This window comes from Nonomuraea sp. NPDC050478 (genome assembly GCF_044458265.1).
Classification (GTDB): Bacteria; Actinomycetota; Actinomycetes; order Streptosporangiales; family Streptosporangiaceae; genus Nonomuraea; species Nonomuraea ferruginea.
Window position 1 is genome coordinate 191,279 of record NZ_JBITHT010000010.1, and the last position, 17,881, is coordinate 209,159.

At 73.1% G+C, this 17,881-nt stretch carries 18 protein-coding genes; 16 read left to right on the forward strand and 2 right to left on the reverse strand.

Going from position 1 to position 17,881, the window contains the following annotated elements:
- Positions 1–66: 66 nt before the first annotated feature.
- From ACIBF7_RS40040 to ACIBF7_RS40065, 6 genes are all read left to right on the forward strand, one after another.
- On the forward strand, positions 67–807 hold the full coding sequence (locus ACIBF7_RS40040) for a S1C family serine protease (protein ID WP_261808901.1): 741 nt from the start codon (positions 67–69) through the stop codon (positions 805–807).
- Positions 808–820: 13 nt separating this feature from the next.
- Positions 821–1,804 carry an AAA family ATPase gene (locus ACIBF7_RS40045; protein ID WP_397199436.1) on the forward strand — a complete coding sequence of 328 codons (984 nt, stop codon included), beginning with the start codon at positions 821–823 and terminating at the stop codon, positions 1,802–1,804.
- A complete protein-coding gene (locus tag ACIBF7_RS40050) occupies positions 1,804–2,688 on the forward strand; it encodes a DUF58 domain-containing protein (protein WP_364233429.1) in 885 nt (294 codons plus the stop codon). Before ACIBF7_RS40045 ends, ACIBF7_RS40050 begins: the two co-directional genes overlap by 1 nt.
- Positions 2,685–3,635 carry a VWA domain-containing protein gene (locus ACIBF7_RS40055; protein ID WP_397199437.1) on the forward strand — a complete coding sequence of 317 codons (951 nt, stop codon included), beginning with the start codon at positions 2,685–2,687 and terminating at the stop codon, positions 3,633–3,635. Before ACIBF7_RS40050 ends, ACIBF7_RS40055 begins: the two co-directional genes overlap by 4 nt.
- The gene (locus ACIBF7_RS40060) at positions 3,636–4,700 is read left to right on the forward strand and encodes a VWA domain-containing protein (RefSeq protein ID WP_397199438.1); all 1,065 of its coding nucleotides are present in this window, start codon (positions 3,636–3,638) and stop codon (positions 4,698–4,700) included.
- Positions 4,701–4,834: 134 nt separating this feature from the next.
- Positions 4,835–5,677, forward strand: coding sequence for a DMT family transporter (locus ACIBF7_RS40065; RefSeq protein WP_397199505.1), 843 nt, complete (start codon positions 4,835–4,837; stop codon positions 5,675–5,677).
- Here ACIBF7_RS40065 and ACIBF7_RS40070 read toward each other — a convergent pair.
- On the reverse strand, positions 5,669–6,772 hold the full coding sequence (locus tag ACIBF7_RS40070; protein WP_397199439.1) for a hypothetical protein: 1,104 nt from the start codon (positions 6,770–6,772) through the stop codon (positions 5,669–5,671). The two genes, ACIBF7_RS40065 and ACIBF7_RS40070, sit on opposite strands and share 9 nt — an antisense overlap.
- On the opposite strand from ACIBF7_RS40070, the gene ACIBF7_RS40075 reads away from it, so the two are divergent.
- The 7 genes from ACIBF7_RS40075 to hpnH all read left to right on the forward strand — a co-directional run bounded on the left by ACIBF7_RS40075 (position 6,772) and on the right by hpnH (position 14,535).
- Positions 6,772–7,512 (forward strand): polysaccharide deacetylase family protein, encoded by a 741-nt coding sequence (locus ACIBF7_RS40075; protein WP_364233422.1) that lies wholly within the window; start codon positions 6,772–6,774, stop codon positions 7,510–7,512. The two genes, ACIBF7_RS40070 and ACIBF7_RS40075, sit on opposite strands and share 1 nt — an antisense overlap.
- 248 nt (positions 7,513–7,760) lie before the next feature.
- Entirely contained in the window at positions 7,761–8,570 is an 810-nt protein-coding gene (gene hpnC, locus ACIBF7_RS40080) for a squalene synthase HpnC (RefSeq protein WP_397199440.1), read from the forward strand.
- Between the two features lie 8 nt (positions 8,571–8,578).
- The gene (gene hpnD, locus ACIBF7_RS40085; protein ID WP_364233418.1) at positions 8,579–9,436 is read left to right on the forward strand and encodes a presqualene diphosphate synthase HpnD; all 858 of its coding nucleotides are present in this window, start codon (positions 8,579–8,581) and stop codon (positions 9,434–9,436) included.
- Positions 9,433–10,773: a hydroxysqualene dehydroxylase HpnE gene (gene hpnE, locus ACIBF7_RS40090; RefSeq protein WP_364233416.1), complete on the forward strand. Its 1,341-nt coding sequence runs from the start codon at positions 9,433–9,435 to the stop codon at positions 10,771–10,773. Before hpnD ends, hpnE begins: the two co-directional genes overlap by 4 nt.
- A complete protein-coding gene (shc, locus tag ACIBF7_RS40095) occupies positions 10,770–12,638 on the forward strand; it encodes a squalene--hopene cyclase (RefSeq protein ID WP_364233413.1) in 1,869 nt (622 codons plus the stop codon). The genes hpnE and shc overlap by 4 nt, the downstream gene beginning before the upstream one ends.
- Positions 12,635–13,534 carry a hypothetical protein gene (locus tag ACIBF7_RS40100; protein WP_397199441.1) on the forward strand — a complete coding sequence of 300 codons (900 nt, stop codon included), beginning with the start codon at positions 12,635–12,637 and terminating at the stop codon, positions 13,532–13,534. The genes shc and ACIBF7_RS40100 overlap by 4 nt, the downstream gene beginning before the upstream one ends.
- Positions 13,531–14,535 carry an adenosyl-hopene transferase HpnH gene (gene hpnH, locus ACIBF7_RS40105; RefSeq protein WP_271278252.1) on the forward strand — a complete coding sequence of 335 codons (1,005 nt, stop codon included), beginning with the start codon at positions 13,531–13,533 and terminating at the stop codon, positions 14,533–14,535. The genes ACIBF7_RS40100 and hpnH overlap by 4 nt, the downstream gene beginning before the upstream one ends.
- 3 nt (positions 14,536–14,538) lie before the next feature.
- Here hpnH and ACIBF7_RS40110 read toward each other — a convergent pair whose 3' ends face one another.
- Complete coding sequence (locus tag ACIBF7_RS40110) at positions 14,539–15,276, reverse strand: SDR family NAD(P)-dependent oxidoreductase (protein ID WP_364233409.1); 738 nt, start codon at positions 15,274–15,276, stop codon at positions 14,539–14,541.
- A 340-nt stretch (positions 15,277–15,616) separates the two neighbouring features.
- On the opposite strand from ACIBF7_RS40110, the gene ACIBF7_RS40115 reads away from it, so the two are divergent.
- The 3 genes from ACIBF7_RS40115 to ACIBF7_RS40125 are packed head-to-tail and all read left to right on the forward strand — an operon-like array spanning position 15,617 to position 17,876.
- Entirely contained in the window at positions 15,617–16,444 is an 828-nt protein-coding gene (locus ACIBF7_RS40115; RefSeq protein WP_364233407.1) for a hypothetical protein, read from the forward strand.
- 54 nt (positions 16,445–16,498) lie between these two features.
- Positions 16,499–16,669: a hypothetical protein gene (locus ACIBF7_RS40120; RefSeq protein WP_397199442.1), complete on the forward strand. Its 171-nt coding sequence runs from the start codon at positions 16,499–16,501 to the stop codon at positions 16,667–16,669.
- Between the two features lie 34 nt (positions 16,670–16,703).
- A complete protein-coding gene (locus ACIBF7_RS40125; protein WP_364233404.1) occupies positions 16,704–17,876 on the forward strand; it encodes a hypothetical protein in 1,173 nt (390 codons plus the stop codon).
- Positions 17,877–17,881: the final 5 nt, after the last annotated feature.

Sequence of the window (17,881 nt, forward strand, 5' to 3'; positions counted from 1 at the left end):
GATGGGGCGATGGAGCACGTGCCGCAGGAGACGGGTGCGGCCGAGGCTCAGGGAACTCAGGGAGCCATGGCCGGTAGGGCTCGGTGGTTCGTCGTCGGGGGAGTGGCACTCGTCGTCGTGGCCGTGCTGGCGTACTGGCTGGGAAGCAGCGGCGGGAACGGCGAGGAGGCCGCGCCCGCGCCGAGCGCGACGCCGACCCCCAGCGCGACCCTCACGGTGCCCGAGGTCTTCGACAGGGTCGGGCCGTCGGTGGTGGTCATCCGCGCCGGGAAGTCGCTCGGCACCGGAGTGATCGCGGCCGAGGACGGCACGATCCTGACGGCGCACCACGTCGTCGAGGACGCGAAGGACGTCAGCCTGACGTTCGCCGACGGCACCAGGGCGAAGGCCGCCGTCGTGTCGTCCGACCCCAAGCTCGACATCGCGATGCTCAAGCCCGCGAAGCTGCCGGAGATCGTCGTCCCGGCGACGCTCGGCGGCGCCGCGGCCGTGGGCGCGCCCGTCGTGGCGATCGGCAACCCGCTGGGCCTGGCCTACAGCGTCTCCACCGGCGTCGTGTCGGGCCTGAACCGCAGCACCGACAAGGGCGGCCTGAGAGGGCTCATCCAGTTCGACGCCTCCGTCAACCCGGGCAGCTCCGGCGGCCCCCTCCTGGACGCCCGCGGCCTGGTCATCGGCATCGTCGTCTCGATCGCCGACCCGGGAGGCGACGAGGCGTTCGCCGGCATCGCGTTCGCGGTGCCGATCGGCGCCGCCCTGGGCGGTGACGAAGGCGACGGCCCGCCGGGCGACGGACCCCAGATCTGACCGAAGGAATGCGATGACCTCTTCCCCCGACCAGGCCCACCCGCTCGAACAGGTGCTGTTCGAGGTCAAACGCACCATCGTCGGGCAGGACGTGCTGCTGGAGCGGATGGCCGTGGCGCTGGTCGCCGACGGGCACCTGCTCGTCGAGGGCGTCCCCGGCCTGGCCAAGACGCTCGCGGTGCGGTCGCTGGCCGCCGCGATCGCCGGAAGCTTCCAGCGCGTCCAGTTCACCCCCGACCTGGTGCCCGCCGACCTCGTGGGCACGCGGGTCTACCACCAGCACTCCGGCGAGTTCCGGACCGAGCTCGGCCCGGTGTTCGCGAACCTGCTGCTGGCCGACGAGATCAACCGCGCCCCGGCCAAGGTGCAGAGCGCCCTGCTGGAGGTGATGCAGGAGCACCAGGTGACGATCGGCCGCGAGACGTTCCGGGTGCCCGAGCCGTTCCTGGTCATGGCGACCGAGAACCCGATCGAGTCGGAGGGCACCTACCCGCTGCCCGAGGCGCAGGTAGACCGGTTCATGATGAAGGTGGTCGTCGACTATCCGACCCAGGCCGAGGAGCAGGCGATCGTCAGCCGGGCGCTGCGCCCGCCCCAGCCGCCGCAGCCCATGGTCACGGCCGAGGACCTGATGGCCATGCGCGCCCGCGCCCAGCAGGTCTACGTCGACCCGGCGATCGTCGACTACGCGGTACGGCTGGTCGCCGTGACGCGTTCCCCCGCGACGGCCGGGCTCGGCGAGCTGGAACCGTACGTCACCCACGGGGCGAGCCCGCGGGCGTCCATCGCGCTGGTCACGGGCGCCCGCGCGCTGGCGTTCCTGCGCGGCCGCGACTACGTCCTGCCGCACGACCTGACCGAGCTCGCGCTCGACGTGCTCCGCCACCGCCTGGTGCTGTCCTACGAGGCGCTCGCGGACGACGTCGACGCCGACACGATCATCACCAGGGTGCTCGGGGCCGTCTGGACGCCCGACGTCGTCCTGCAGAACCGCTGATGGCCACCGCCCCCGAGAAGCTCCTGCTCCGCCTGGAGTGGAAGGTCGTCCGCAGGCTCGACGGCCGGCTCCAGGGCGCCCACCGCACCGCGCACCGCGGCTCCGGGATCGACTTCACCGGCCTGCGCCCGTACGGAGAAGGCGACGACGCCCGGCACATCGACTGGAACGTGACCGCGCGGCTGGACGAGCCGCACCTGCGGGTGTTCACCGAGGACCGCGAGCTGACGGTCTGGCTGGTGCTCGACCGGTCGGCGTCGATGGCGGCCGGCCGGCCGGGGCGCGGCAAGCACGACGTGCTGGCCGAGCTCGCGCTCGTCCTGGCCCGGCTGTTCGGCCGGGGCGGCAACCGCGTCGGCGCCCTGCTGTTCGACACCGGGGTGCTGCGCGTCGTGCCGCCCGGCACCTCCCGGCGGCACACGCTGCGGATCGGCGCCGAACTGGCCCGCACCGGCCAGGCCCGCGGCGGCGCCACCACCGACCTGGCGGAGATGCTCGACGCGGCCGGACGGCTGGCCCGCCGCCGGGCGCTCATCGTCGTGCTGTCGGACTTCATCGGCGACGGCGACTGGGAACGCTCGCTCCAGCGCCTGGCCCGGCGGCACGAGGTGGTCGCCCTGCGGATCGCGGACACCGCCGACGACGTGCTGCCCGAAGCCGGGCTGATCGTCGTCGAGGACGCCGAGACCGGCGAGCAACTCGTCGTCGACTCCGCCGACCCGCTGCTCCGGGTACGGTTCCGCCAGGCCGTCGACGAGCGCGACGCCCGGCTCGCGGCGGGCATGCGCCGCGCCGGCGTGCCCGTCCACCGCGTCGACACCGACCGCGACCTGGCCGAGGCGCTCGTCGAGGTCGTCGCCCGCACCCGGGACCGGTCGCCATGACCCTGTCGTCGCCGCTGCTGCTGTTCGTCGGGCTGGTCGTCACCGTGGCGCTCGCCTGGGCGGCCGTCGTCTCGGCGCGCCGCCGGACGGCGGCACTCGCCGCGGCCGGGGTCGTCGCGCGGGGCGGGCGCGGGACGTACCTGGGAGCCGGTCTGACGATCGCCGGCGTCGGGGTGCTCGCGATCGCCACCGCGGGACCGGCGGCCATGGTGCCGGTGCCGCGGACCGCCGGCACCGTCATCCTCGCCATCGACGTCTCCAACAGCATGAGCGCCGACGACGTCGCGCCCACCCGGCTGGCGGCCGCGCAGCGGGCGGCCCGCGCGTTCGTGGCGGCCCAGCCCGACAGCGTCGACATCGGCGTGGTCGCGTTCGAGCGGGGCGCCCTCACCACGGCGCGGCCCGACGCCGACCACTCCATCGCGCTCAAGGCCATCGACCGGCTGAAGGTCACCGGCGGCACCTCGCTCGGGACGGCCATCACCGCCTCGCTCTCGGCGATCACCGGCAAGCAGGTGGCGGTCGGCCGCGACGGCGCCGCGCCCGACATCGGCTACTGGCCGTCGGCCACGATCGTGATGTTCTCCGACGGCCAGAACCGGGGCGGCGACCTGGAACAGGCCGCGGCCGTGGCCCAGAAGGCGGGCGTCCAGGTCCACACCGTCGGGATCGGCACCGCGGCCGGGGCGACGGTGAAGGTCGACGGCTTCCACCTGCAGAGCTCGCTCGAAGAGGACACCCTCACCGCGATCGCGCGGACCACCGGCGGCGCCTACCACCCCGCCTCCGACGCCGCGCGGCTCGACGGCGTCGCCGACACGATCGACCTGCGGCTCACCGTCTCCGACGAGCCGCTGCCCCTCGCCGGCGGCCTGATCGGGCTCGCCCTCGCGCTGCTCACCGCAGGAGCGGCGCTCACCGTGCTCCGGTCTGGACGGGTGATCTGAATGACGTTGTCGTGGCCGTGGGCGCTCCTGTCAGTCATGGTCATCCCGCTGATCTTCGCCGTCCGCTGGTGGGCGCTGCGCCGCCGCCGGCGCGCCGCCGTGCGGGTGACCTCGATCGCGCTCGTGCGCACCGCCCTGCCCGGCCGCACCCGCTGGACGCGCAAGATCCCCCCGGCGCTGCTCGTGGCCGGGCTCGTGCTGCTGGTCGTCGGGGCGGCGCGGCCACAGGCGTCGGTGCCGGTGCCTCAGACGTCGGCGACGATCCTGCTCGCGCTCGACACCTCCGGCTCCATGTGCTCCACGGACGTCGACCCCAACCGCATCACCGCCGCGAGGAAAGCCGCGGCGGAGTTCATCGAGTCGCAGCGCGGCGGCCCGCGCATCGGCCTGGTCACCTTCGCCGGCACCGCGGGCCTGCTCGTCCCGCCCACCGACGACACCGACGCGCTGATCGAGGCGCTGGACGGACTCACCGTGGGCCGCGGCACCGCCATCGGGCAGGCCGTGCTCACCTCGATCGACGCGATCGCCGAGGTCGACCCGTCGGTCGCCCCCACCAGGGCCGACCCGGGCGGTGCCGGGGAAGGCTACGCCGGCGCCGCGATCGTCGTCCTCACCGACGGCGCCAACACCCAGGGCGTCGACCCCGAGACCGCCGCCAGGGAAGCGGCCCTGCGCCGCGTCCGCGTCTTCCCCATCGGCTTCGGCACCACGAACCCGGCCCCGATGGTCTGCGACAACTCGCAGTTCGACGGCAGAGGCTGGGGCGGCGGCTGGGGCGGCGGCTGGGGCGGCCGGGGCGGATTCGACAGGGGCGGCCGGAACGTCCGCATGCTCGACGAGCCCGCGCTCAAGGAGATCGCCGAGACCACCGGCGGCGCCTACCACCGCGCCGAGAACGCCGACCAGCTCCAGAGCGCCCTCGACGCCCTCCCCGGCACCTTCACCGTCGTCCGTCAGCGGGTCGACACGGCCGCCGCCTTCGCCGCCGGCGGCGCCGTCCTCATCACCGCCGCCCTGTCCCTCTCCCTCTGGTGGAACCGCCCCCGGACTCCGGCCCGCTGACGGGCCGTCCGTGAACTCCCACACCAAGGCCGGGAGATCGTAAAACGCCGTTTCCGGCAAGGGACATGTGGAAGATCTCGGTCACCCCTCCCCGGATGACTGTGCGGCGTCGAAGGCGAGGGCCCTTGATCTCGGTGGTGCTGGCTCTGCTGGCCGCGGCCTCCAACGCCGCTGCCTCCAACCTCCAGCGTCAGGCGGCGCTGTCCCTGCCCCAGCAGGAGGAGTTCGGGCCGCGGCAGGTCCTGGCGCTGGTCCGGCGTCCGGTCTGGCTGGCCGGGATCGCCGCGCTCATCGGCGGCTTCGTCTTCCAGGCCGCGGCGCTGGCGACCGGACCCCTGGCGCTGGTCCAGCCGGTCCTCGTCACGGAGCTGCCGTTCACGCTGGTCCTGATCCCGCTGATCCTGGGCGGACACGTGGGGCGGCGGCCGTGGCTCGCGGTCGCGGCCATGACCGGCGGGCTGGCGATCTTCCTGCTGAGCGCGGCGCCCAGCGTCGGCCACGACCGTCCCAGCACGGAGGTGTGGGCCCTGGCGGCGACCGCGACGGTCGGGGCGATCTTCGGACTCTGCGCGGTCGCGTACCTCTTCGGCGGCCGTGGCCGGCCCGCGCTGTTCGGGGTGGCGACGGGCTTCGGGTTCGCCTTCACCGCCGCGCTCATCAAGGAGAGCACCATGATCCTGGAGAGTGATCCGGGGTCTCTGGTGACCTCGTGGCAGCCGTACGCGATGGTGGTCGCGGGGCTGTGCAGCCTGTTCCTCCTGCAGCTCACGTTCCGGAGCGGGCCGCTGGTGGTCGCGCAGCCGGCGCTGACCATCAGCGACCCCGTCGCCGGCATCCTGTACGGCACCCTGATGTTCGGGGAGGACGTCCGCTCGGGGCCGTGGATCGTCCTTGAGGCGGCCGGCATCGGCGTGATCTTCCTCGGCACCGTGATGCTCGCGAGAACGCCCTTGCTCAAGGACTCGCCGTCAACGTAGCAGCACCGCCTCGGCCGGCGCGGCGTCGAAGAGGGCCGAGGCCCGGGCGAGCAGGCGGTCGCGCCGGCGCGCGTCCCGCAACTGATCGAGCGCGCGTACGAGAGACGCGGCGTCGGGCGCGTGCACCGTCACCTCCGCGCGGGCCATGGCCAGCGCGCCGTCGAGCCCGTGTCCCGGGATGGGCCGGTAGGAGATGACGGGCAGGCCCGCGGCGAAGGCCTCCTCGCAGGTCAGCCCCGCGCCGTTGTCGACCAGGGCGTAGGCCGCCGACATGAGCGCGGGCATGTCCTCCTGCCAGCCGAGGGCCAGCCCTCCGTGGGCGCCGGCGAGGCGGCGGCGCAGCCCGGCGTCGCGCCCGCACAGGATGACCGGCACGTACCGGCCGGAACGCGCCACGATCCGGGCGGTCTCCGCGACGTGTCCCACTCCCCACGATCCCGAGGAGATGAGCACCAGCCGGTCGCCGGGCGCGGCGCCGATGCGGGCCCGGACGTCGCCGGCCGCCGGCCGCGTACGGTCGAGGAACGCCGGCCGGACGACCGGGGCGTGCACGGACGCGGGCCGGCCCGTCAGCGCGGCGATGCGCGGGATCGTCGCCGGGTTCGGGCACAGATACCGGTCGTTGCCCGGATGCAGCCACAGCCGGTGCACGGCGAAGTCGGTCACGAGCACGGTGCTCGTCGCCGGAAGCCGGCCACGCCGCCGCAGCGTCCCGGTCACCTGGGCCGCGACATGGAAGGTCGAGATCACCTCGTCCGGCGGGCGGTGCGAGACCAGGCGCAGCAGCCGAACCCCGGCGAGCGCCGTCAAGGGGGAGACCGAGGGGGCGCGTTTGGCCGCGAAGAATACCCGGTAGATGACCTCGTACAGCCACGGAGCACGCCTGATCATCCAGCGGTACGACCCGCGCAACAGGCGGCCCAGGCGGAGGGGGAGCAGATGAAGCACGTCGACGACCTGCACGTCGGCGCCCAGGGAAGTCAGGCGGCGGGCCAGTTCCGCCGCCACGGCGTCGTGCCCTGCGCCCATGGCGGCGCTGATGATCAGCAGACGCCTGCCCTCGGCGCTCATCGTCCGGCCCGCGGGGGGACGCAATGATCAAGCGGGCCGCGCTGCCGCTGGCGCTGGCGGGGCTGGCGTTCGTCCACGTCGGTCCTGGCGCCACCTGGCTGGCCACGGCGCGGCGCCGGCTGCCCCGGCTGGCGGGCGCGGGCCGCGACGACCATGTCGCGCTGACCTTCGACGACGGTCCCGATCCGCGTTCCACGCCGTTCTTCCTGGACGAGCTCGGCCGGCTCGGCTGCCGGGCCACGTTCTTCGTCCTCGGGGAGATGCTCGAACGCCATCCTGAGGTGGGGCGACGGATCGTGGCCGAGGGGCACGAGATGGCGGTGCACGGCTGGCGGCACACCAACGCCCTCGTCACCCGTCCCGGAGCGGTCACCTCGGAGATGGGCCGGACAGCCGATCTCGTCCGGTCGTTCACCGGGGTCCGGCCCGTCTGGTACCGGCCGCCGTACGGGGTGCTCAGCGCCGAGGCGCTGGTCGCGACCCGGCTGCACCGGCTCCGCCCGGTGCTGTGCACCGTGTCGGGTCAGGACTGGACGGCTTCGGCCACGCCGGAGTCCGTCATGGCGCGACTGCGCCCGGGGCTGGGGGGCGGCGCGACCGTCGTGCTGCACGACACCGATCACACGTCCGCCGCCGGCTGCTGGCGTTCGGCGCTCGGCGCGCTGCCCGAGGTGGTCGGCCATTGCCGCCGGGCGGGGCTGCGGGTCGGGCCGCTGCGCGACCACGAGGTCGGCAGCGGGCGCGGTGCCGTGCGGATGTCGTGACAGGCAGGACACAGCGGCCCTCCTCGATATAAGTGCGGATATTGTGTGTCCGGTGCCGGGAACGGCGAAACCGGAGTTTCCCAGATTTTGATTGACCGGGGCTTCTCCGTGGACTTCCGCTGAAAAAGTAAAACGGGGATCGTGGCGGCTTAATAAGTGCCCGGACAAGTTACTTCGGCTCGTTTTGGGCAGCGCACGGCGGGCATTCGTTGGCAATGGCGTCGCGCGGGACCGGTACGTACGATTTCATGTCGAAAGCCGGCCAGGAGAACTTTCCAGTAGCACTGAGAATGCTGCCGGTCCATTACCGGAACCATTTGGCAGCCGTGTACGGGTTCGCGCGTTTCGTCGATGACCTGGGCGACGAGGGGGAGCCGGGCGACCGGTTGCGGCTGCTCGACGACGTCGAGACGGACCTGGACCGCCTCTACGGGGGATCCGGACCGCGCCTGCCCGTGGTCCGCGCGCTCACCCGGACGGTGGAGAGCTGCGCGGTTCCGGCCGAGCCCTTCCGCCGGCTGCTGGAGGCCAACCGGCGCGACCAGACGGTCACCCGGTATGACACCTTCGACGACCTTCTCGGTTACTGCGAGCTGTCGGCGAACCCCGTGGGACACATCGTCCTGCACGTGTTCGCCTCGGCGGATCCGCCGCGGCTGGCCTGGTCCGATCGCGTCTGCTCCGCGTTGCAGATCCTCGAACACTGCCAGGACGTCGGCGAGGACCACGCGCGCGGCCGGATCTACCTGCCCGCGCAGGATCTGCGCCGGTTCGGCTGCGCCGAGGCCGACCTGTCCTCCCGCACCACTCCGGGGAGGCTGCGCCGCGTCGTGGCCCTGCAGACCGTGCGGGCCGCGGAGATGCTGCGCGAGGGCCGCCCGCTCGTCGCCTCGCTGTCCGGATACGCCCGGCCGGCGGTCGCCGGATACGTCGCCGGTGGCCTGGCCACCGTCGCCGCGCTCGACCGGGCGGGCCATGACGTCCTGGGCCGCGCCGTCCGCCCGCGTCGCGGCCGCCTGCTCGCCGCCTGGCTCCGCATTCTCACTACCTGGAGGTGAAGAACCGGATGACCCTGTCCCACGCATACCGGCTCTGCGAACAGATTGTCCGCACCCGGGCGAGGAACTTCTCCTACGGCATCCGGTTGCTTCCCGAGCCGAAGCGCCAGGCGCTCAGCGCGGTGTACGCCCTCGCCCGCCGCATCGACGACATCGGCGACACGGAGGGTCCCAGCGAGCAGCGGCTCACAGGGCTGTCGGAGGTACGCGACGCCCTCCGCCGCATCGGCCCGGGCGAGACGAACCTCGTCCTGCTCGCCCTGGACGACGCGGCCCGCCGCTATCCCATCCCCCTGCCGGCCTTCGACGAGCTGATCGACGGCTGCGCGGCGGATGTGCGCGGCACCACGTACCAGAGCTTCGACGAGCTGCTGGGCTACTGCCAGTGCGTCGCCGGATCCGTCGGGCGGCTGTCACTCGGCGTCTTCGGCGCGGACGACCACCGGAAGGCCGAGCCCCTGGCCGACGCCCTGGGGGTCGCGCTGCAGCTCACGAACATCCTGCGCGACGTGCGCGAGGACCGGCTCTCCGGACGCGTCTACCTGCCGTCGAAGGACCTCGAACGCTTCGGCTGCACCCTGGACCTCGACGCCCGGGGCAGGTTCACCGACCCGCCGGACCGGCTCGCCGCGCTCGTCCGGCACGAGGCGGCCCGCGCCCGTGACTGGTACGAGGAAGGGGCCCGGCTGGTGAGACTGCTCGACCGCCGCAGCGCCGCCTGCACGATGGCGATGGCCGGCATCTACCGGTCCCTGCTGGACCGGATCGCCGCCGACCCGCTCCGGGCACTGGCCGCGCGGTCGTCGCTGCCCACCTGGCGCAAGACGGCCATCGCGGTCCGCGCGGTGGCCGGACCCCGCCGATGAGCGGCTCACCGGCGGCGCCGGTCGCGATCGTGGGGGGCGGGCTGGCGGGCATCGCCGCCGCCGTCGCCCTGGGCGAGGCCGGTCACGCGGTGACGCTGTACGAGGCGCGTCCCAGGCTGGGGGGCGCCACGCACTCGTTCGAACGTCACGGGATGGTCGTGGACAACGGGCAGCACGTGTTCCTGCGATGCTGCACCGCCTACATGGGCCTGCTCGACCGGATGGGCGTCTCGGACAAGGTCCGGCTGCAGAAGCGGTTCGACGTCCGCGTCCTCACGCCCGGGGGCCGCGGCGGGCGGCTGCGCCGGACCGCGCTTCCCGGCCCTCTGCACATGCTTCCCGCGCTGGCGACGTACTCCCTCCTCGGTCCGGCCGACCGGTTGCGCGCCGTACGAGGCGCGCTGGCGCTGGCCCGGCTGGACCCCGCCGACCCCGCGCTCGACCGGATCACCTTGCAGCGCTGGCTGGAGTCGCACGGTCAGCCCGAGCCCGTCCGCGAGGCCCTCTGGGACCTCCTCGCGAAGGCCGCCCTGAACGTCGGCGCCGAGCAGGCGGCGCTCGGGCCCGCCGTGAAGGTGTTCAGGACCGCCCTGCTCGGCAGGTCCGACGCTGCCGACATCGGCGTCCCCGACGCGCCGCTCGGCGAGCTGCACGGCACCGCCGCGCACGACGCCATCAAGCGGCGCGGCGGAGAGGTGCGGCTGTCCGCGAAGGTGACGGGGATCGCCGAAGGGCCGGCGGTCGTCGTGGACGGCGCCCTGGTGCCGGCGGCCGCGGTGATCGTGGCCGTGCCGCACGGGCAGGCCGCCAGGATCGTGCCCGCCGGGGCGGCGCCCGGCCGGGACGCCTGGCATGAGCTGGGCGCGAGCCCGATCGTCAACGTGCACGCCGTGTACGACCGGACGGTCACCGAACTGCCGTCGGCCGCCGTCGTGGGCTCGCCGGTGCAGTGGGTCTTCGACAAGACCGGAGTGGCGGGGCTGAACGAGGGCCAGTACCTGACGGTCTCGGTGTCGGCCGCGCAGCGGTGGATCGACCTGCCCACGTCGGAGATCCGGGCGGAGTTCGTCCCCGCGCTCGAACGGCTGTTCCCCGCGGCCCGGCAGGCCCGGCTCACCGACTTCTTCGTCACCAGGGAACGCCACGCCACCTTCTTCCAGGGGCCCGGCAGCGGTGCGCGCCGGCCCTATGCCCGGACCCGGTGGCCGGGGCTGTACCTCGCCGGCGCGTGGACCGACACGGGCTGGCCCGACACGATGGAGGGCGCCGTGCGCAGCGGACTTCACGCCGCCGGCCTGGTCCGGCGGCAGCTCGTCACGACAGGTCGCCGGTCATGAGCACGGCCGACACGCTCCGATCCACGAGGCTGGCCCTCGACGCCGCCCGCGACCACCTGATCGGGCTCCGGTCACCGCAGGGCTGGTGGAAGGGCGAACTGCAGACCAACGTCACCATGGACGCCGAGGACCTGCTGCTCCGGGAGTTCCTGGGCATCCGAGCGAAGGACGACACGGCCGAGGCGGCCCACTGGATCCGGTCCGAACAGCGGGCGGACGGCACCTGGGCCACCTTCCACGGCGGCCCGCCCGACCTCTCCACCACGGTCGAGGCCTACACCGCGCTCCGGCTCGCCGGCGACCCCGTCGAGGCGGCCCACATGCGCGCCGCCCGCTCGTTCGTACGGGAATCTGGCGGGATCGAGTCGGCGCGCGTCTTCACCCGGATCTGGCTGGCCATGTTCGGGCAGTGGCCCTGGGAGCGGCTGCCGGTCCTGCCGCCCGAGCTGATGTTCCTGCCGTCGTGGTTCCCGCTGAACGTCTACGACTGGGCCTGCTGGGCACGGCAGACGATCGTCCCGCTCACCATCGTCAGCGCGCGCCGGCCCGTCCGCCCGCTCCCGTTCGACCTGGCCGAGCTCCGCACCGGCCGTCCCGTGCCGAGGCGGGGCGGGCTGGGCTGGGACGGGTTCTTCCACGGCCTGGACCGGCTGCTGGTCCGCTACGAACGACGGCCCGTGCGAGGGCTGCGCGAGGCGGCGATCAGGCGGGCCGCCGAGTGGATCGTGGCGCGGCAGGAGGCCGACGGCTCCTGGGGAGGCATCCAGCCGCCCTGGGTGTACTCGCTCATCGCGCTCAACCTGTCCGGCTACGACCTGGACCATCCGATCATGCGGCGCGGGCTCCGGGGCCTCGACCGGTTCACCATCCGGGACGAGCGGGGCCGCAGGCTCGAAGCGTGCCAGTCCCCGGTATGGGACACCGCGCTCGCCGTCAACGCGCTGCTCGACGCCGGTGTCTCCCACGATGATCCGGCCGTCGCCGAGGCCGTCGACTGGCTGCTGGAGGAAGAGATCAGAGGGCCGGGCGACTGGGCGGTGCGGCGGCCCCGGCTGGCGCCGGGCGGCTGGGCGTTCGAGTTCGACAACGACCTCTATCCCGACATCGACGACACGGCCGAGGTGGTCCTCGCCCTGGGCCGGACGGACCGGCCGGACGCGCGACCGGCCATCGGCCGCGCCGTGCGGTGGATGACCGGCATGGCCTCCCGTGACGGAGGCTTCGCGGCCTTCGACGCCGACAACACCAGGACGCTCTGCACGAAACTGCCTTTTTGCGACTTCGGGGCCGTGATCGACCCGCCGTCGGCCGACGTGACCGCGCACGTCGTCGAGGCGCTGGCGCAGGAGTCCCCGCCCGGCTCGCCGGAGCTGCGCCGGGCCGTGCTCTGGCTGCTCAAGGCGCAGGAGCCGGACGGGTCGTGGTTCGGCCGCTGGGGGGCCAACCACGTCTACGGGACCGGCGCCGTGGTGCCCGCCCTGGTCGCGGCCGGCGTACGTCGCGACGCGGCATGCGTCCGCCGGGCGGTCGCCTGGCTGGAGTCCCACCGGAACCAGGACGGCGGCTGGGGCGAGGACCTGCGCTCCTACACCGACCCGGCGTGGATCGGACGCGGCGCCTCCACGCCCTCGCAGACGGCGTGGGCGCTGATGGCCCTGCTCGCCGCCGGGGAGCGGTCGCCCGTGGTGGACGCGGGCGTGCGCTGGCTGGTCGAGCACCAGCGCCCCGACGGCACCTGGGACGAACCGCACTTCACCGGGACGGGATTCCCGGGCGACTTCTACATCAACTACCACCTGTACCGGCTCGTCTTCCCCGTCAACGCCCTCGGGCGCTACCTGCGGGCCTGCGGGCAGGCGCCATGACGGCCCTGCTGATCTGCACCGCCCTGGGCATGGAGGCACGAGCCGTCAGGCGGGGCCTGTGCCGCTCCCCGGTGCACGTCCGGCTGCGCCGGACAGGGCTCGGGCCACGCCGGGCCGCGCGCGTCGCGGCCATCCTGCCGGAGTTCGACGCGCTGGCCGTGACGGGCTTCGCGGGCTCGCTCGTCCCCGGCCTGCGGGCGGGGGACGTCCTGGTGGCCGAGGAGATCCGTTACGGCGACCGGGTTCTCGCCTGCCCGTCGGCGCCGCTGCTCGCCGGGGAACTGGCGCGCGCCGGTCTGCGCGCCCGGACCGGCTCGTTGCTGACCGTGGACCACGTGGTGACCGGAGCCCGCGGGCGCGAACTCGCCGAGCGGGGCGCGCACGCCGTCGACATGGAGACGGGCCCGCTGGCCCGCGCGGCCGCCGGCCGTCCGGTGGCGGCCGTCCGGGTCGTCGTCGACACGCCCGCCGCCCCGCTGCTGAGCCCGGCCACCGTGCGCAACGCGCTCACGGCCCGCCGCGTGCTGCGCCGCGTCGGCCCGGCCCTCACCCGCTGGGCCGCGGCGACCGCCCCCCGGACGGTGCTCCGCGCGTCACCGGACCTCGACGGCGCCGCGAGCCGGGCCGACCTCGTCCTCGTCATCGGGCCCACCGGCTCCCCGGAAACCAGGAACCTGGTGGAGTCCGCCACCCGGCACGCACCGGCCCGGCTCGTCGAGGCGCCGGAGCACATCGAGCTCGCCTGGCTCCGCGGCGCCCGCACCGTCGTCCTCACCGCCGGCGCCTCCACCTCGCCTTCGCTCGTCGACACCGCCGAGAACGCGCTCCGCGGGCTCGGCCCCGTGACGACCGACGAATCCATCAGCTTCACCCTGCCGAAGGACGCCCAGCCATGACGATCCCGATCCGCCAGAGTCTGCGTGTCGCCGGCTACATCCTGAGCAACAAGCTCCGGCGACGCTCGAAGTTCCCGCTGCTGGTCGAGCTGGAACCGCTGTTCGCCTGCAACCTCTCCTGCGCCGGCTGCGGCAAGATCCAGCACCCGGCCGACGTGCTCCGCCGCCGGATGCCCGTCGAGCAGGCGGTCGCGGCGATCGAGGAGAGCGGCGCCCCGATGGTGTCCATCGCCGGCGGGGAACCGCTCATGCATCCGCAGATCGCGGAGATGGTCCGGGAGCTGATCGCACGCAAGAGGTACGTCTACCTCTGCACCAACGCGCTGCTCATCCCCAAGAAGATCGACCAGTTCGAGCCGTCCAGGTACTTCGCCTGGACCGTCCACATCGACGGCCTGAGAGAGCGTCACGACGCGGCCGTGTGCAAGGAAGGCGTGTTCGACGAGGCGGTCGCCGCCGTCCGCGAATGCCAGCGGCGGGGTTTCCGCGTCACCACGAACACCACCTTCTTCAGCACCGACAGCCCGCGGACGGTCATCGAGGTGCTCAACTACCTCAACGACGACCTGGCCGTGGACCAGATGATGATCTCTCCCGCGTACGCCTACGAGAAGGCGCCGGACCAGGACCACTTCCTCGGCGTCTCGGAGATCCGCGACCTGTTCCGCCAGGCCTTCGCCGACGGCAACCGCCGCAGGTGGCGATTCAACCACTCGCCGCTCTTCCTCGACTTCCTCGAAGGCCGCGTCGACTTCCCGTGCACGGCGTGGGCGATCCCGTCGTACTCGCTGTACGGATGGCAGCGGCCGTGCTACCTCATGGCCGACGGATACGCCCGCACCTACCGTGAGCTGGTCGAGGAGACCGACTGGGACGCCTACGGCCGGGGCCGCGACGACAGGTGCGCCAACTGCATGGCCCACTGCGGATACGAGCCCACCGCGATCTTCGCCACGCTGGGCTCGCTCCAGCAGTCGCTCCGCGCCGTACGCGACCACTGACCGTCAGCCCGTTAGCCGGGCCAGCCGGTGGAACGCCCCGGGCGCGGCGCCGCGCAGCCGCGCCGGGAGCCGTAGCCAGCCCGGCACGTAGCACTCGGACCTGCCGCGCCGGATCGCCGTCACGATGCCGCGCGCCACCCGCTCCGGCGGGATCGGCCGGGGCCACCGGCGGTCGTACGGGACGCCGCGCCGGTCGAAGAAGGGCGTGGCGACCACGCCAGGGAACACCACCGACACCCCGATGCCGGGGAACTCCGACAACTCGTCCCGCAGCGCCTCGGCGAAGACGACCAGCCCGGCCTTGGCGGCCGAGTAGACCGCCTCACCCGCCACCCCGACGGCGCCGGCGATCGAGGAGACGAAGACGACGTGTCCCCGGCGCTCCTCGATCATCCCGGGCAGCAGCAGCCGCGCCAGCTCCATCGGCGCCGTCAGGTTGACCGCCACCAGCTCGTCCACCTCCCGGAGCGGCATCCCGGCGAAGGCCCCCGCCCACCCCGCTCCGGCGTTGCAGACCAGGACGTCGACGGGGGCGGCCTGCTCTGCGAGCGCGGGGGCGTCCGTCGTGACGTCGCCGACGACGGCCCGCCCGCCGGTTTCGGCCGCGACCGCGTGCAACCGCTGCCGGTCACGTCCGGCCAGCACCAGCCGCGACCCGGCGGCGGCCATCGCCCGCGCGGTCGCCGCGCCGACGCCCGAGGAAGCACCGGTGATCAGGACACGGGCCCCGTCGATCCTCATGGCATCCGACGCTAGTGCGCGTCGCACCCTCGAACTGGGACGACGCTCCGCAGGCACGGGAATCGCGGCGTGCCCACCGTACCCACGATTGCGAGAGAGCGGCGGGACGAGCCGGGCGGGACCCACTTCTAGGGATTTCCCTAGGCCGCACCCTAGGGGGGTCGCTGCCGCAAGGAACGTAGTGTTCAAGCGGCAGTGATCGATCACATCTCCCCCTCCCGATGGGCTGATCCCTGCCTGGAAACCGCGGCCCCCGTCATCTATCGCACACCCCGTCCGGGTGGAGAGGTGCGGACATGCTGAGAAGTGATGACCGCCGCGCCGGACAGGGCGGCGCCGGGTGAGCGCCTTCACCGATGCGCTGATGCTGAAGCTCCACGCCACCTGCGGCGTACAGGATCTGCTGTTCCCTCCTGGCCAGCAGGGGCTCTCCAGGGTCCGGCAGCTGGTCGGCACGCTGTACGGGCTGCCGGCCTCCAGCGTGCACGAGGTCCTGGAGGTCGAGGTGCTCGGGGCCCGGTTCCAGCGGCCGCTGTTCAGGCCGCGGCTGCTCACCGGCACCTGGACCCGTACGTCGCCCGACCACGCGCGCACCGACGTCCGGTACGAGGGCCGCGAAGCCGGAACGCCGCCCGAGTGGATCGATCTTTCGGCCGCTCTCGCCGTCACCCTCGTGCTGGAGCTCGACCGAGGGGCGATCGAGTCGATCACGTTCGCCGACATCGGGGAGTTCACCACCCTCGCCGAGTTCGAGGCGAAGTTCCATTACTTCGACCTGGCCGGCTACATGGCGCGGCACCGCCTTGAGACCGTCGACGAGCTCAGGAGGGCCTACCGCCACCTGCTCGGAGAGATCAAGCAGGCGGACCCGCCGCCGTTCGACCCCGGCGACCCCGCCAACCAGCGAAGGGTGCGGCTGGAGCTGGCCCTGCTCATGCGGGACGTCGTCGACGTCACCGAGGCGCTCCGCTCCGCCTCGCTCGTGCGCGACCTCGCCGAGCGGGATCTCGCCTACGCCCGCGACCTGGGTGATCTGGAGGTCCTCGCCCCGCTCGCCCCGGTGCTGGTCTTCCCCGCGGACGCCGTGGCCGCGAGCGGATTCGCCGAGGCCGACCTGACGGCGTTCTTCGCCGGTCAGGACATCCTCGCGATCACGGTGCCGCCGTAGGTCCCGCGCCCGGACGCCCGAAAGCTCGTCGAAAGCCAGGAAGGAGATCCACGCATGACCCGGTCCAGGAAACGAGACCCCGACTCCGAGGCCGACGCCGCCGAGCCGGAGGCGCCCGCCGCCTCCGAGGCGGAGGTCTCCGTCACCGAGCCGGAGGTTCCCCGGCCGATGACGGCCGCGCAGCGGCAGGCCCTGCGCCGCAAGCTCCAGGAGATGTTCCACTGACGGTGCTGTCCGCGGGAAAGTGAAGGGAAATGTGATGGCCGTCCGGTACGTCAACGTCAGGTCCAACGTGGACATGTTCTCCCCGGTCGTACGCGCGACGGGGAATATCGCCGTCATCGGCACCGCCCCGTCGGGGACCGACGACCAGCCGGTGGCGGTGGCCGATCCGTCGGCCGCCGCGAAGCTGTTCGGCCCTGCGACGGTGCCTGACCCGACCCAGACCCAGCCGAACCGGGTCAAGCTCAACTCCTTGCTGACGGCGGCGCTGACGACGCTGTTCGGCCAGAGCCCCGGCCCCGGCCAGGTGTGGGCCGTCAAGGCGGCGGGCGACGCGGTCAAGCCGCTGTCCGATCCCGGGGCGGCGCTCGCCGCGGTCGAGGAACTGGACGTCCAGTTCGTGGTCATCGCCGGGACCCCGCTCGACGACGCGTCCGGCGCGGACAACGGCGCGATCGGAAAGCTGGCCCAGCACGTCACGCGCGTCTCGGACACCGGCGGAGAGGGCAAGGAGCGGATGGGCGTCGCCATGCTGGCCAAGGGCGTGTCCGACGCGACGCTGGTCACGGGCAAGGGGAAGCTCGTGAGCGACCGCATGGTGTACGTCGCCCACAAGAGCGACGACGACGCGGCGGCGGCGGTGGCGGGCACGATCGCCGGTTATCCGCCGCACATCTCGATGCTGCTCAAGCAGGTGGCCATCACCAGCGCGCCGTTCAGCGCGACCGAGATCGACGCGATCAACTCGAGCGAGGAGTTCGGCAACCCGCCGAAGGGCAACGGGATCAACTGGCTGGTCGATCCCGTGCTCATCCCCGGCGGAGGGGTCTACCTCGGCGAGGGGTACACCGGCAATCCGGGCGGCATGAAGTTCATCGACGTGCGGCGGACGGTCGACGACATCTCCTTCAGGCTCAAGGCCCGCCTGATCAGGGCCATCGGCACTCTGCGCATCAGCCGTACCGGGCTGCGAGCGCTCGTGGCGCAGATGGAGGCCGTCCTGGACCCGGCGGTGCGCGACGAGGTCATCGACGGCTACGCGATCGACATCCCGGTGCTCGCCCTGCTGGACGCCGACCCGGCGGCGCTCACCGACGCCCAGCTCCAGGCCATCCAGAACGCCCAGGCCGACAGGGTCACGCAGATCCTCGTGTCGATCGACTACGCCGGGGCGATCCACCGCATCGCACTGACCCTCAATTTCGTCTAGGAGCG